Raw genomic sequence first — 14094 nt, 5'->3', positions numbered from 1 at the left:
GGTAAATACACAGGCATATACCCGTTAAGTAACGTTACCAAATGATGATGGCATTCTATACTGTACAAGCATACAGTTTCAACCCGTGTTTTTAATTTTCACTCAACATTTTTACTAAATGGTTCACTGCAAAGGTAATTGCCGCACTTCGCACCTGTTCGCGATTACCACTAAATACCTGTTTTATCTGTTCTGACTGCTCACCACATAGAAAACCAAACCACACAGTACCAACAGGTTTATCCGCACTGCCACCACTCGGCCCTGCTATACCGCTTACCGTTACGACAAGCTCCGCTCCACTATTGCGGCGAACACCACGCGCCATCTCCTCAACCGTTTGCTGAGACACCGCGCCATATTGTGTAAGGGTATTTTCATTAACACCTAACACAGTGCGCTTTGCTTCATTGGAATAGGTCACCCAAGACTGATTAAACCAGTCAGAACTGCCCGATACGCTCGTAAAAACAAAGGCAACGCCCCCGCCTGTGCACGATTCGGCTGAGGATACTGTCCAGCCTTTTGCCTTTAGCGCATTACCCAACGTTATGACTTGTGCAGTTAATGCACTATCAAGCTGTAAAGGGGTAGCGTTTACTGGCAATTCAGTTGAAAATGTCGAGTTCATGTAGTTATACCTGGTTACACCTGTTGCGCTTCTTAAGATCTGCTCTTGATCTTAGTGGGGGTGAGTTTATCATCTGTTCCCCATAACAGGCATTAAATCCAGCAACAAATTCACAGAGGCATTTTTTGGAATCACATACTCCTATGATGCGCCAGTACCTTACAATTAAGGCGCAGCATCCGAATATTTTACTGTTTTATCGCATGGGTGACTTTTACGAGTTGTTTTATGACGATGCCAAAAAAGCAGCTGAGTTGTTGGACATATCACTCACCGCACGTGGCAAATCTGGTGGTGAACCCATTCCAATGGCGGGTGTCCCCTACCATGCGGTAGAAAGCTACTTATCCCGTTTGGTCAAAATGGGCGAGTCAGTGGCAATTTGCGAACAAGTAGGTGACCCCGCTACTAGCAAAGGGCCCGTTGAACGCGCCGTACAACGTATTGTTACTCCTGGTACGGTTACAGACGAGGCGCTATTAGAAGAGCGTCGCGATAATATTCTTGCCGCTGTGTGCGGTCACAGTATGCATTACGGTTTAGCAACGTTAGATGTCACCAGTGGCCGCTTTGTGGTGTTTGAATGTGATAGCGATGAAAGTTTACTCGCCGAAATTCAGCGCATTAACCCGGCAGAACTACTCTATCCAGAAGGGTTTGAAAGCTTATCACTTGTTGAAAACCGCAAAGGGCTTAGACGCCGCCCTGAATGGGAATTCGACATAGACACCGCTAGCGAACAGCTTAACGCACAGTTTGAAACCAAAACATTAGATGGTTTTGGTATTAAAGGAGTTACTAAAGGTTTAGGTGCTGCGGGGTGTGTCCTTCAGTATGTAAAAGATACTCAGCGCACTGCCCTGCCCCACATTCGTCGTATACAGACAGAACAACAAGACAGTCGCGTGCAGCTTGATGCCGCCACCCGCAGAAACCTAGAACTCACCCATAATTTGTCGGGTGGACAGGAAAATACCCTGTTTAGCGTAATGGATACCACTACCACAGCCATGGGTAGCCGTATGTTACAGCGGGTTATTCACTCGCCACTGACCGACCAACATGAGCTGCACAGCCGACTGGACGCAGTTGAAACCTTCATCAACGACAACCCCGATGATATTCGCGCAGCGCTCAAACACATTGGTGACATTGAGCGCATTATGGCGCGCTTAGCCCTTCGCTCTGCACGGCCACGTGATTTTGCCCGGTTAAAAAATGCCTTTAACGCTTTACCTGACTTACAAGACGCCCTTGGCCGTTTTGAAACCGGGCAAGTAAGAAGTATTAGCGAAACTATTGGCACTTACCCTGAGCTACAAGCGCTGCTAAACGAGGCCATTATTGATAACCCACCTGTGGTTATACGCGATGGTGGCGTGATTGCCGAGGGCTATAACGCCGAGCTTGATGAGCTGCGCAAGTTGTCACAAGGCGCTACCGATTACTTAGACGCCATGGAGCAACGTGAGCGCGAGCGTACAGGTATTTCTACGCTTAAAGTGGGCTACAACAAAGTACACGGGTTCTTTATAGAAATTAGTCGGGCTAATAGCGCCTTGGCACCAGCGGAATATATTCGCAGACAAACCCTGAAGAATACCGAGCGCTACATTACACCTGAACTCAAAGAACACGAAGACAAGGTACTTAGCAGCCAAGGTGCCGCCCTTGCTCTTGAAAAGCAGCTTTACGAAGCACTGTTCGACAACTTTGCGCCATACCTAAACAACTTAATTGAAACCGCAGCAGCACTGGCCAAGCTTGATGTGTTGTGCTGTTTTGCCGAACGCGCCATATCCCTCGACTGGTATCGCCCGCATTTGAGCCAGGAATGCGCGCTTACGTATGACGCCGGTCGCCACCCCGTAGTAGAAAACGTGATGAAAGACCCCTTCATCGCCAATCCATTACAGTTAGATACCGAGCGTCGGATGCTAATTATTACCGGCCCTAACATGGGCGGTAAATCAACCTATATGCGTCAAACAGCGCTGATTGCTTTGTTAGCATGCATTGGCAGCTTTGTGCCCGCTGAAAATGCCCATATTGGCAAGCTAGACCGCATTTTCACCCGTATTGGCGCTTCCGACGATTTAGCCTCAGGCCGCTCTACCTTTATGGTGGAAATGACAGAAACGGCGAATATTCTCAATAACGCGACTGAAAACTCTCTGGTGTTAATGGATGAGATTGGCCGTGGTACCAGCACCTATGACGGTTTATCACTGGCGTGGGCCTGCGCCAGTTATTTAGCCAAACAGCTTAATGCCTATACCCTGTTTGCCACCCACTACTTTGAGCTTACTGAGCTTCCAGACACGCAAGCTGGTGTAGTCAACGTGCATTTAGATGCCATGGAATATGAAGATACCATTCGCTTTATGCACACCGTGTCTGAAGGTGCTGCGAGCAAAAGCTTCGGTTTACAAGTAGCCCAACTTGCAGGCGTACCCAAGGCGGTAATAAAAGCGGCGCAACAAAAGCTTGCGGTGTTGGAATCATCACACCTTATGACCAGCACGGAAGATGGATCAGCGAAAGCCAACGATGAGTCTTTTGTAGCGAAGAGCTCGGTAAAAGGTGTAAATAAAACGAGCGGACCAGGTAAAGTCACATCAAATACCAAAGGCCAAGCTGAAATGCTATTCCCTGATAAGCCACACCCGGTTGTAGAAGCCCTTGAAAACTTATCACCCGATGAGTTATCACCGCGCCAAGCGCTAGACCTTATCTATACCCTCAAGCGCCTGAGCCAATCTTAAACCAAGCTTAAGCGCGTATAAATTGCACATCATGTGGGCAAATTGATTGTCTGCCCACATGAATTTGCGTATACTACTGTCCCGTCCAAAGTGTAGGTGGTTTTGTTCTAAACCCAGCCTATATTTACCATACAACCCAAACGTTCTAGGTTTCGCATGACAAATTATATTTTCGTCACAGGTGGTGTAGTTTCATCGCTAGGTAAAGGTATTGCTGCAGCATCGTTAGCCGCAATTCTGGAAGCTCGCGGTCTCACCGTAACCATGTTAAAACTCGACCCTTACATCAATGTCGATCCGGGCACGATGAGCCCCATCCAGCATGGTGAAGTATTTGTTACCGATGACGGCGCTGAGACCGACCTCGATCTTGGTCACTATGAGCGTTTTATTCGCACCCGCATGACTAAGCGCAATAACTTCACTACTGGCCGCGTGTACGAAGAAGTACTTAAGCGTGAGCGACGTGGTGATTACCTCGGTGCCACCATTCAGGTTATTCCGCATATTACTAATGAAATTAAGCGCCGCGTAATTGAAGGTGCTGAAGGTCATGACGTGGCTATTGTTGAAGTGGGTGGTACGGTAGGAGACATCGAGTCTCAACCTTTCTTAGAAGCTATTCGTCAACTTGGCACTGAAGTAGGCCGTGAACGCGCCATGTTTATGCACTTAACATTGGTGCCATACATGCCAGCATCAGGCGAAGTAAAAACCAAGCCGACTCAGCACTCGGTTAAAGAGCTTCGCTCGATTGGTATTCAGCCAGATATTCTTGTCTGTCGTTCAGTCGGCGCATTACCTGCCAGCGAACGTTCTAAAATTGCCTTATTCACTAACGTAGCTGACAAAGCGGTTATCTCACTAAAAGACGTCGACAGCATTTACCGCATTCCTGCTGCACTTAAAGCGCAAGGTATGGATCAGCTTGTGGTTGACCGCTTTGGGCTAGATTGCAAAGAAGCCGATTTGTCGGAATGGGAACAAGTACTTTACGCAGAATCGAACCCAACGGCTGAAGTTAATATCGGTATGGTCGGTAAGTACGTAGAACTACCTGATGCCTATAAGTCGGTGAATGAAGCCCTCAAGCACGCTGGATTAAAAAACCGCCTAACCGTAAATATTCACTATATCGATTCGCAAGATATTGAAAGTAAAGGCACTCAAATCCTCGAAAAGCTCGACGCTATTTTGGTACCTGGCGGCTTTGGCGAGCGTGGAGTTGAAGGCAAAATTGCGGCTGCCCGTTATGCCCGTGAAAACAAAGTCCCTTATTTGGGTATTTGTTTGGGTATGCAAGTTGCGCTAATCGAATACGCCCGCAATGTCGCGGGAATGGAAAACGCTAACAGCACCGAATTCGATCCTGAAACGCCATACCCTGTAGTAGGTCTTATCACTGAATGGCTAGATGCCGCGGGTACGACAGAAACCCGTACTGAAAATTCAGATCTTGGCGGCACCATGCGTTTGGGCAGCCAGCTTTGCCACCTTATTGAAGGCACCAAAGTACACGAAATGTACGGCAGTGCAGAAATATACGAGCGTCATCGTCACCGCTACGAAGTAAACAATAACTTGCGTGACCAAATAGAAGCAGCAGGGTTAAAGGTAAGTGGTTTGTCCACTGATAAGCGACTTGTAGAAGTTGTCGAAATCCCTGATCATCCTTGGTTCATTGCGGGTCAATTCCACCCTGAGTTTACTTCAACCCCTCGGGATGGACACCCACTATTCACTGGTTTCGTTGCCGCGGCAGGAAAATACCAGAAAGAAAATCACTAATTTCTAATAAGGAGCGCTCTCTCCCGTTGCGCTCCAATCAATTGTTGAGGAAAAAACATGGCGAAAATTAGTCGCATTATTGGACGCGAAATCTTGGATTCACGCGGTAATCCTACTGTAGAAGCAGATGTTTATTTAGAGTCTGGCGTTATGGGTCGTGCTGCTGCACCATCTGGAGCCTCTACGGGTAGCCGCGAAGCACTAGAACTACGCGACGGCGACAAGTCTCGTTACTTAGGTAAAGGTGTAACAAAGGCAGTTGCAGCCGTTAACGACACTATCGCGCCAGCACTTATCGGCAAAGACGCATTAGCGCAAGCGGATATCGACGGCATCATGATTGACCTTGATGGTACTGAGAACAAAGAAACACTAGGTGCAAACGCCATTTTGGCTGTTTCACTTGCAGTAGCGAAAGCTGCGGCGACTGAAAAAGGCGTAGCCCTATACGAGCACATTGCAGACCTAAACGGTACATCAGGTCAGTACTCAATGCCGGTCCCTATGATGAACATCATCAACGGTGGTGAGCACGCTGATAACAACGTAGACATTCAAGAGTTCATGGTTCAGCCAGTTGGTGCGAAGAGCTTCAAAGAAGCACTACGTATGGGTGCAGAAATCTTCCACGCTCTTAAGAAAGTACTTTCTGCTAAAGGCCTTAACACAGCGGTTGGTGACGAAGGTGGTTTTGCACCAAACCTTAGCTCAAACGCTGAAGCCCTAGCGGTTATCGTTGAAGCGGTGGAAAACGCGGGCTACAAAATGAATGAAGACATTACCCTTGCACTAGACTGCGCGGCGTCTGAATTCTACAAAGAAGGTAAATACGTACTGTCTGGCGAAGACAAAAGCTTCGACTCAGAAGCATTTGGCGACTACCTTGCTGACCTTTCTTCACAGTACCCAATTGTATCTATTGAAGACGGCCTAGACGAAAGCGACTGGGACGGATGGGCAAGCCTAACTAAGAAGATTGGTGACAAAGTACAGCTAGTTGGTGACGACTTGTTTGTAACGAACACTAAAATTCTTAAGCGCGGTATTGATAACGGTATTGGTAACTCAATCCTTATCAAGTTCAACCAAATTGGTTCACTGACTGAAACCCTTAACGCGATTAAGATGGCGAAAGATGCGGGCTTTACCGCCGTTATCTCTCACCGTTCTGGTGAAACTGAAGACGCGACTATTGCTGACCTTGCAGTAGGTACAGCGGCGGGTCAAATCAAGACTGGTTCACTATGTCGTTCTGACCGTGTTGCTAAGTACAACCAACTTCTTCGCATTGAAGAAGCACTTGGTAATGCTGCTATTTACAAAGGTCGTAGCGAAATCAAAGGCCAGTAATTAAGTGCCCTTGCTTCATTAAAAAAGCCGCTTTAAATGAAGTGACCCCCAATAGTTGGACATTCCAATTACTGGGGGTCTTTTTATGTCTAAACATCATCGAACTCTTAAGCTCAAAGTAGCAGAGTTTGCTTTATCTGAAAGCTCTTTGGCCGCAGGTGACAGATTCAATGTCACAGAACGACAGGTCCGTTACTGGACCGCTGTTTATCGAATTCATGGCGCTGAAAGTTTCAGGTCTGTTCACAAACCTTATTATCAAGCATTTAAAATAGAAGTGTTGAGAATAATGGCAGCTAACAACTGGTCACTCGGGTATACCAGTGCTTTCTTCGATTTATCGTCCCCCGGGATTCTATTTCAATGGCAAAAGCTATATGCTCGTGACGGCATCTCAGGTCTGAAACCAAAGAAAAAAGGAAAACCCCGCGTGAAAAACGACTCTTCTACGCCCAAACCATCATCTGAAATGACGGAAAAAGAACTCAGAGAAGAGTTGGACTATTTACGTGCTGAGAATGCTGTTCTAAAAAAGTTGGAAGCCTTGGCTCAAGCCAGAAAGAAAAAAGCAAAGACAAAACGATAGTCGTCGAAGAGCTCAAGGCCATTTATAGCTTACAAAATCTATTGAAAATCACAGGACTACCAAAGAGTGTTTATTACTATCATCGTAATACGCTGGAACGGTTGTGTCCCGATACTGGTTTATGCGCCAAAATACATAATATTTATCATAAACATAAAGGGCGATATGGCTATCGTAGAATTACCTCAGCCCTGAGAACGATGGGGCTTGTGATTAATCACAAGCGCGTACAACGCTTGATGAACGAGCTTGGTTTAAAGTCAAAGGTCAGAGCCAAACGTTATAAGTCCTACAAAGGAGAAGTCGGCAGAATCGCAGACAATACGCTCAATCGGGAATTTACGGCGGAGAAGCCTAATCAAAAATGGGTGACCGATGTGACAGAGTTTAAGATTAAAGACCAGAAAGTTTATCTGTCACCGATAATTGACCTGTTTAATCAGGAAGTTGTCAGTTATGAGGTACGAACCTCAGTTACATTACCATTGGTCACCGATATGCTTAAAGCCGCGACAAGTAAGCTAAAACAAGATGAAAAACCACTTATCCACTCGGATCAGGGTTGGCAGTATCAGAATAAACAGTACCAAAATCACCTTCGGGAAAACGGGTTACGTCAAAGTATGTCGAGGAAAGGAAACTGTTTAGACAATGCCGTTGCGGAGAACTTCTTCGGCATCTTAAAAACGGAGATGTATCACAACGAGACGTTCAAAGACGCTGACGAACTCATTGAAAACATAAAAGAATACATCGACTATTACAACAACGAGCGCATAAAGCTGAAACTAAAAGGCCTGAGTCCGATACAATATCGAAATCAGGCCTTGGCAGCCGCTTAGAAATGAGTCCAACTTTATGGGGTCACTTCAAAAAGCGGCTTTTTAGTGCCTCTTTTTTATCGTGATGGCATCAAACGTCGATTCTTGCTAGGGTTAGTGAACAATAGTTAGCAATATGTAAATGTAAATGGCTGCAGGCGACAAACTTCCCCACTCTATTCCCAACGCCCAAGTTGGCTTTTTTAGTGACGCCGGAGAACTCGGTGGTAGCCACCCTCAGTTTACTGAAATATGCACGGCTTTGTACGAAAGAGAGCTCATTGCTCTAGCTCACAGTGAGATCAAAAATCTATCTTTATTGAAGCGTAGGATGGGTGGCCTCCCCTATCACGTAAAGGCCATTGCAAGATATATGGTAGACAGCACGACATCAATAAATCCCTCACCGCTTGAATCTGATACGCACAACGGCAGCTGGTACGCCAAACAACCCTCTAAATGTCCCGGCATTAATCATTTAGATGACATGGATAAACGGGAAGCTTGGTATAAAAAGTACGCTGAATACGGACTTGTTGTGCCGGTTTTAGTCTTAAATATGGAAGGGGCGCACATAGAGCTCGATTCCATCGATATGGTCAATCAAAACAATACGCAACTGCATCTGAATAAATGTGGGTGGTTTTCTAATACAGGTGATTTTATTCACTCAAATGCGATAGCTGAGGATGAAGTAAACTCATGTGCCCTTTCGATGGAAAACAAAATACTCCTCAGGCCGGTTAAATCTATAATGACGAGTGCGTGCTGTGGCCATACGTGGAGTTTCAAATCTAAGCGTTCACCTCGGTCGCTCACACTCAGAGAAATGCGTTTATCAACACAAATCAACTGGAAGAATTTCACTTTAGTAAAAAAGTAACACCTTTAAAAAACTGCATATAAATTCACATAAAAAGAATAAAAGCACAAAAAGAACAAACCCCAACGACCCCGCAATTTTAGTACATTTATCCTAATAAAAATAAAACACCGGTACATCAACGGTACAAAACACTAAAAACACACTGTGCAACGAAGAAGAAGCCGATCAAATTAGGACAAACATCCTAAATAATAAAATTTTGCTTCTTATACACGAAAAATATAGTCAGTATCATAAACAAAGGTTGACCTCTTTGCTGCACATGGGTACATTGTCGCTATCAACTTGGTCAGCAAAGAAACAAACAGCACATGCGCATTCGTTTTCTTCTTCTATCTCTACTCCTTATGGCAGCCAGACTGCACGGGTAGATTGCGACCAGCGATTTAATTTCACAAAAACCCGTGCCAAGCACGGGTTTTTTTTTAATCTTTAAACAGAGAGAGTGTCATGACAAATCAAGTGAAGATCTTTGATACCACATTGCGAGACGGTGAGCAGGCCTTACCTGCAAGCCTAAGTGCCAAAGAGAAGTTACAGATTGCTCTGGCACTTGAACGTCTAGGCGTCGATATTATTGAAGCCGGTTTCCCAGTTTCTTCTCCGGGAGACTTTCGCTCTGTACAAATGATCGCTAAAGAAGTGAAAAACGCGGTTGTCTGCGGGCTTTCCCGTGCGTTACCCGGTGATATCGATGCCTGTGGACAAGCCCTTGGTGTCGCTGAACAATTTCGTATTCATACCTTTATTGCAACGTCTGAAATTCACGTCGGTGCTAAGCTACGTAAATCACAAGATGAAATTGTGGACATGGCCGTCGCCGCCGTCAAACACGCCAGAAAATATACCGATGATGTGGAGTTTTCTTGTGAAGACGCGGGGCGTACCCACATCGATTACCTTTGCCGTATGGTCGAAGCTGCCATCAATGCTGGCGCGAGTACGGTGAATATTCCCGATACCGTAGGTTACACAACACCCACGGAATTCGGCGGTATTATTCAGCAATTGTTTAATCGCGTACCTAATATCGACAAAGCCACCATCTCAGTGCATTGCCACAATGACTTAGGTTTGGCGGTGGCCAATTCACTGGCCGCCGTTGAACAAGGCGCACGACAAGTCGAATGTACTATCAATGGCATTGGCGAGCGCGCCGGTAACGCATCGCTTGAAGAAATTGCCATGATCTTACAGACCCGTAAGAACATGTTGGGCTTTGAAACCAATATTAATTCAACCGAGATTTCACGCACCTCTAAGTTAGTCAGTCAGCTTTGTAATATGCCAGTACAGGCCAACAAAGCCATTGTGGGGGCGAATGCATTTAGCCATTCGTCGGGCATTCACCAGGATGGTGTCTTAAAAGCACAAAATACCTATGAAATTATGACCCCAGAGAGCGTGGGGATTAATAAAAATAATCTCAATCTTACATCGCGCTCGGGCCGTCATGTCATTAAGCACCGCTTAACAGAGTTAGGTTACAAATCGGAAGACTACGATTTAGAAGCCGTCTATGACGCCTTCTTGAAATTGGCCGACAAGAAAGGTCAGGTGTATGACTATGACCTAGAAGCATTATTGTTCTTCGATAAACAAAAGCACGATCAGGCGCATTATCAGCTGCTTTATCTACAGGCTAATTCAGGTCGCGAAATTATTCCAAGCGCTACCGTTAAAATGAAAGTAGGTAGTGAAGAAATCACCCAGGCCAGTATTGGGAATGGCCCAGTCGATGCGGCATACAAAGCCATTATGTCCATTTTGGGCCATGAAGACTTAGAAGTCGTGGATTTCAAACTAGACTCAAAAGGCGAAGGCGCAGACGCTCTAGCACAAGTCAGCGTTATCGCCACTTATAAAGGCCGTCGCTTTCACGGCATAGGCCTGGCTACAGATATTGTAGAAGCCGGTGTTAAAGCTTTGATATTTGTATTAAACAACACCTATTTGGCCGATCAGATTGATCAGCAAAAAAATCAACAAGAACGCGTTGCAGGAGTATAAATGAGCCAGTATTCAATTGCCGTATTAGCCGGAGACGGTATCGGCCCAGAAGTTATGCAGGAAGCCAATAAGGTTTTAGATGCGGTTGAAAAGAAATTTAATGTCACGCTAAATAGAACTGCATATCCTGTAGGGGGTTATGCCATTGATACTGAGGGTGAAGCACTGCCCTCAAAAACCTTGTTGGGCTGCGAACAAGCCGATGCCATCTTATTTGGCAGTATTGGCGGCCCAAAATGGGACACCTTACCGTTAGAACAACGCCCAGAACGTGCTGCACTGCTGACTCTTCGCAGTCACTTTGACTTGTTCAGCAACTTACGCCCTGCCCGTATTTACCCTGGCCTTGAGAGCTTGTCGCCCCTTCGTGAAGACATTGCTAAATCGGGTGTTGACGTTTTAGTGGTTCGCGAACTCACCAGTGGCATCTACTTTGGTCAGCCAAAAGGTCGCGAAGGTGAAGGCGAAGAAGAATTCGCATTCGATACCATGCGCTACAGTAAGCGAGAAATTCGTCGCATTGCTATTGCTGCGTTTGAAGCAGCGCAAAAGCGTCGTGGCAAGGTTACTTCAGTAGATAAAGCCAACGTACTGGTGACCAGCCGTTTGTGGCGCGAAATTGCAGAAGAAGTGGCCAAAGACTATCCCGATGTCGCGCTTGATCATATCTACATCGATAACGCCACCATGCAAATTATGAAAAACCCGGCGCAGTTTGACGTGATGCTGTGTTCAAACCTATTTGGTGACATTGTATCAGATGAATGCGCCATGATGACCGGCTCTATGGGCTTGTTGCCTTCAGCAAGCATGAATGAAGACGGCTTTGGTTTGTATGAGCCGGCGGGCGGATCGGCCCCTGACATTGCAGGCCAAGGTATCGCCAACCCCATCGCACAAATACTCTCTGCCGCCATGATGCTACGTTTTAGCATGAACTTAGGTAATGCTGCAGACGCTATTGAAAAAGCGGTAGTCGCAACGTTAGAAGCAGGTGTACTTACAGGCGAGTTACTCCCTGCAGACAAACGTAGTCAAGCGGCAAGCACGTCGCAAGTAGGCGATGAAATAGTAAAACAATTAATGGCGCAGGAGTAAAAAACCTCATGGCCAAGACCTTATACGACAAAGTGTGGCAAGCCCACATAATCGACCAAATCGGTGAAGACAGTCTAATCTATATCGATCGTCATTTAATTCACGAAGTGACCTCACCACAGGCTTTTGCTGGCCTCAATGAAAAGGGCCGTAAGGTACGCCGTCCGGATCGTACTATCGGCACCATGGATCACAGCATATCAACCCGCTCATTAGCCATTGATGCGTGTGGCCCAGCCAACGCGCTTCAGCTACAAACCCTGGCAAAAAACTGTGAAGAGCACGGCATTCAATTATTCCCTGTCGGTCACCAAAAACAGGGAATTGTTCACGTTATGGGACCAGAGTTGGGCTTGATCCAGCCTGGTATGACGGTGGTGTGTGGTGACTCTCATACCGCCACTCACGGTGCATTCGGCGCATTAGCGTTTGGTATTGGTACCTCTCAGGTAGAGCACGTGCTTGCCACGCAAACCCTGAAACAAAGCCGCGCGAAAAGCATGCTAATCAATGTAAACGGCAAATTGCCTGTGGGTATCACTGCCAAAGACATCATTCTAGCCATCATTGGTAAAATTGGTCATGCCGGCGCAACAGGCCATGTTATTGAATACGCGGGTGAAGCGATTCGCGGCTTAAGCATGGAAGAACGTATGACAGTGTGCAACATGAGCATTGAAGCGGGCGCTAAAGCCGGCCTTGTGGCACCTGATGAGAAAACTTTTGCTTACCTTAAAGGGCGTGAATACGCGCCCAAAGGGCAAGTATGGGAAGACGCCGTAGCCTATTGGAAAACCCTATACACGGATGAAGGGGCCACCTTTGATACTGTGGTTGAACTTGAAGCGGCTGATATTGCACCTCAGGTCACCTGGGGCACAAATCCGGGACAAGTTATTGGTGTGAACTCCCCTGTACCTTCACCTGAAGATTTCAGCGATCCAATAGAAAAAGAAAGTGCTAAAAAGGCACTGGCCTATATGGGTTTAAATCCAGGAGAAAGGTTAGCTGACGTTGCAGTAAACCACGTTTTTATTGGCTCGTGCACAAACGGACGTATTGAAGATATGCGCGCAGCGGCACAAATTGCCAAGCGCGGTAAGGTCGCCGATTCAGTAACCGCCATCGTAGTACCCGGGTCTGGTAACGTGAAACGTCAGGCAGAGGCAGAAGGACTCGATAAAATCTTCATCGATGCGGGCTTTGAGTGGCGTTTACCGGGCTGCTCTATGTGCCTTGGCATGAATGACGACAAACTAGTGGCGGGCGATAGGTGTGCCTCTACCAGCAACCGTAACTTTGAAGGTCGTCAGGGACGTGGTGCACGCACTCATTTAGTTAGTCCGGCAATGGCTGCCGCCGCGGCCATCACTGGTCGCTTTGCCGACGTACGAGATTATCAGGAGTAAGTAATGGCTGAACAAGGTTTTACACAACATACAGGCATTGCTGCGCCATTAGATCAGGCCAATGTCGATACTGACCAAATCATTCCAAAGCAATTTTTAACAGGCGTTACCCGTGCAGGTTATGGCAAGCATTTGTTCCACGATTGGCGTTATTTAGATTTGGAAGAAAAAGAGCCAAATCCGGCGTTTTCGCTTAACAAGCCTGAGCACAAAGGCGCAAGTATTCTGCTAGCTCGAGAGAACTTTGGTTGTGGCTCAAGTCGTGAACATGCGCCGTGGGCATTAGCCGACTTTGGCTTTAAAGCGGTTATTGCCACCAGCTTCGCTGATATTTTTTACGGTAACTGTATTAACAACCAGTTGGTGCCTGTAACCTTGCTCAGTGAACAAATGGATGCACTATTTGCCGCAGTAAACGCAAACCCGGCGGTTGAAATTACTGTGGATTTACCAGCACAAACCGTCAGCTTTAACGATAATAGTGTTAGCTTTGATATTGCAGCGCATCACAAAAACAACCTTATTAAAGGCTTAGATGCCATAGGGCAAACCTTGGCACTTAGCGAGACCATTGAGGCGTTTGAGCAAAAACAGCCTGCCTGGCTCTAAAGTGAATTAGGGCAATCAAGTCTTTTTAAAAAACGTAATTAAAAGCGAAGTTAATAAATCTAATAACTTCGCTTTTTTAATCTTATACTAAAGCACAATAAATCATTCACTTTTTGTTAAAGATTATCGTAGAATTCCTTT

Annotated in this window: 11 protein-coding genes; 10 read left to right on the top strand and 1 reads right to left on the bottom strand. The window is 46.3% G+C overall.

Annotated features, from left to right (window positions below; genetic code table 11):
• Window positions 1-91 precede the first annotated feature (91 nt).
• The gene (locus ACMCM8_RS02950; RefSeq protein WP_412725298.1) at window positions 92-631 is read right to left on the bottom strand and encodes a CinA family protein; all 540 of its coding nucleotides are present in this window, start codon (window positions 629-631) and stop codon (window positions 92-94) included.
• A 143-nt stretch (window positions 632-774) separates the two neighbouring features.
• Here ACMCM8_RS02950 and mutS point away from each other — a divergent pair, with 143 nt between their 5' ends.
• The 10 genes from mutS (at window position 775) to leuD (ending at window position 13953) form a co-directional block, all read left to right on the top strand.
• Window positions 775-3396: a DNA mismatch repair protein MutS gene (mutS, locus tag ACMCM8_RS02945; protein ID WP_412727596.1), complete on the top strand. Its 2622-nt coding sequence runs from the start codon at window positions 775-777 to the stop codon at window positions 3394-3396.
• A gap of 156 nt (window positions 3397-3552) precedes the next feature.
• Entirely contained in the window at window positions 3553-5184 is a 1632-nt protein-coding gene (locus ACMCM8_RS02940) for a CTP synthase (protein ID WP_412725296.1), read from the top strand.
• A gap of 57 nt (window positions 5185-5241) precedes the next feature.
• Entirely contained in the window at window positions 5242-6534 is a 1293-nt protein-coding gene (eno, locus tag ACMCM8_RS02935; protein ID WP_412725294.1) for a phosphopyruvate hydratase, read from the top strand.
• An 85-nt stretch (window positions 6535-6619) separates the two neighbouring features.
• Window positions 6620-7120, top strand: a complete 501-nt coding sequence (locus ACMCM8_RS02930) for a helix-turn-helix domain-containing protein (protein WP_412725292.1) — start codon at window positions 6620-6622, stop codon at window positions 7118-7120.
• On the top strand, window positions 7117-7962 hold the full coding sequence (locus tag ACMCM8_RS02925; protein WP_412727594.1) for an IS3 family transposase: 846 nt from the start codon (window positions 7117-7119) through the stop codon (window positions 7960-7962). Before ACMCM8_RS02930 ends, ACMCM8_RS02925 begins: the two co-directional genes overlap by 4 nt.
• A 127-nt stretch (window positions 7963-8089) precedes the next feature.
• A complete protein-coding gene (locus tag ACMCM8_RS02920) occupies window positions 8090-8824 on the top strand; it encodes a hypothetical protein (protein WP_412725290.1) in 735 nt (244 codons plus the stop codon).
• Between the two features lie 453 nt (window positions 8825-9277).
• On the top strand, window positions 9278-10837 hold the full coding sequence (gene leuA, locus ACMCM8_RS02915; RefSeq protein ID WP_412725288.1) for a 2-isopropylmalate synthase: 1560 nt from the start codon (window positions 9278-9280) through the stop codon (window positions 10835-10837).
• Window positions 10838-11935 (top strand): 3-isopropylmalate dehydrogenase, encoded by a 1098-nt coding sequence (gene leuB, locus ACMCM8_RS02910; protein WP_412725286.1) that lies wholly within the window; start codon window positions 10838-10840, stop codon window positions 11933-11935. It begins immediately after the preceding gene.
• 8 nt (window positions 11936-11943) lie between these two features.
• Window positions 11944-13344, top strand: coding sequence for a 3-isopropylmalate dehydratase large subunit (leuC, locus tag ACMCM8_RS02905; protein WP_412725284.1), 1401 nt, complete (start codon window positions 11944-11946; stop codon window positions 13342-13344).
• A 3-nt stretch (window positions 13345-13347) separates the two neighbouring features.
• Entirely contained in the window at window positions 13348-13953 is a 606-nt protein-coding gene (leuD, locus tag ACMCM8_RS02900; protein ID WP_412725282.1) for a 3-isopropylmalate dehydratase small subunit, read from the top strand.
• Window positions 13954-14094: the final 141 nt, after the last annotated feature.

It is taken from the genome of Alteromonas sp. D210916BOD_24, from assembly GCF_047159385.1.
Taxonomy (GTDB): Bacteria; Pseudomonadota; Gammaproteobacteria; order Enterobacterales; family Alteromonadaceae; genus Alteromonas.
This window is presented reverse-complemented; position numbering and strand designations above follow the sequence as displayed.